General features: G+C 59.0%; 2 protein-coding genes. Both read left to right on the top strand.

The genetic code is table 11. The features are described from left to right. A partial coding sequence (locus AC2VNK_RS00580) for an MFS transporter (RefSeq protein ID WP_486882435.1) occupies positions 1-627 on the top strand: 627 nt, incomplete at its 5' end. A 114-nt stretch (positions 628-741) separates the two neighbouring features. Beyond that, positions 742-1569 (top strand): energy transducer TonB, encoded by an 828-nt coding sequence (locus AC2VNK_RS00575; protein ID WP_486882434.1) that lies wholly within the window; start codon positions 742-744, stop codon positions 1567-1569. Positions 1570-1728 lie beyond the last annotated feature (159 nt).

The raw sequence follows: 1728 nt of genomic DNA, 5'->3' as shown, positions 1-1728 counted from the left end.
CATCAGCACCGTCAGCCCAAAAGGCCGGCGGCAAAGATCGTGGCGCCCACGCTGCCTCCCAAACTCGTGCGACGCAGCATTATCATTCTGGTCGTGCTGATGTTTTCCAAGTTTCTGTATCTGACCAGCATCAGCAGCTACCTGATTTTCTACCTGATACAGCGCTTTCATATCGTAACCCAGGAAGCGCAGATGCACCTTTTCATTTTCCTCGCGGCGGTGGCAGCAGGGACATTGATGGGTGGGCCGATTGGGGACCGGATTGGCCGCAAGAAGGTGATTTGGGTTTCTTTGCTGGGGATCGCGCCCTTCACCCTCGCCTTGCCCTATGTGGGTCTGACGCTAAGCGCTATTTTGACGGTGATCATTGGCTTTTTGCTGGCCTCAGCCTTCCCCGCCATTGTGGTGTACGCGCAAGAATTGGTGCCCGGCAAGGTCGGGACCATCTCTGGTTTGTTTTTCGGGCTGGCTTTTGGTCTGGGTGGCGTAGGTGCTGCATTGCTCGGGGAGCTGGCAGACGTCTGGAGTATCCAGGTGGTGTATCGGATATGCGCTTTCCTGCCTTTGCTCGGTGTGCTGGCCGGATTTCTGCCCCACATCCCCCGTTCGCGAAGGCCCGCGGCCTGAGTATGGTGCGCCGTCTTTACTCAGGGCTGTCGATGATTCAAGCTTAAGCCCAGTGCCCGCGGAGCGGGGGTGGGTTGAATTGCGTGGGGCGGCGTGGCCGCGAGGTTAGGACGATTGGCTATCGCTGAACACAAGTTTTATTTTCTGGTTCCGGAGGAAAAGCCCCACTGGAGCGAGAGCCTGCTGCCCTGGTTGCTGCTCTCCGCCCTGCTTATGGCGGCGGGTATTTTTTTCTTTGTACACATCCAGAAGCCGAAAATGCAGGCGTTACCGAATCAAACCACGGTCCACAAGACCTTCCGCATCATGCCGAGACCCATTCGACCCCAGGCGCCCAGTCCCGCCAGGCCCCGGGTCGTGCCGCCCAGCAGGCCGGTAGCAGTGCCACATCGGGTCGTGCCCGCCGCACGTCCGCAGCCGAGACTGCGATCAGTGACGCAACCCCGTCGGGTCCCGGCGCGAACGCATCCTCTGACGCAGCGCGTAACTCCAGAGATGACACCGGCGTCTCCCAGTGCGCAGCCCCAGGCTTTGCCCCATATCAGCATCGGCAGGCTGGAGCAACAAATGGATCAGGTGGCCCGCGCCGCAACGGCCAGCCCGCCGTTACCGAAGTTTGAGAACCCAAAGGGGCCGGTGGCGGATTTTTATATCGCCGGATGGATACAGAAACTGGAGCGGATCGGTGATCTCAATTACCCGGGAGAGATGGTCGGGCAGCTTAAGGTCAAGGTGGTACTGAATCCGCAGGGAGACCTCAAGCGCATCATCATGGAGCAGTCGTCGGGGAACAAAGCCCTGGATGCGGCAGCGGAACGGATTATCCGGCTCTCCTTCCCGTATATGCCGTTCTCAAAGCAGCTCGCGGAACAAACCCGCAAAATAGAAATTCCGCTGAACATGCATTTTCTGGGGGTGCGGCATGTGTCGGCCAGGCGTTAACCCCATCGGTGATGATCATAAAGCGTCGGCGCCTGACCAGACACCGATGTGGCGGTCAGTGTGTTGTATCCGGCTGGGCGGCGATTTCTTCGCGGACTTTGTCCATATCCAGTGCCTGAGCCTGTTGAATCACTTCTTCCAGCGCGCTGGCCGGGAGTG

Source organism: Acidithiobacillus sp. TH-A35, from assembly GCF_057473505.1.
Note: the sequence above shows the minus strand (reverse complement) of the source record. Positions and strands in the feature narration are given on the sequence as shown.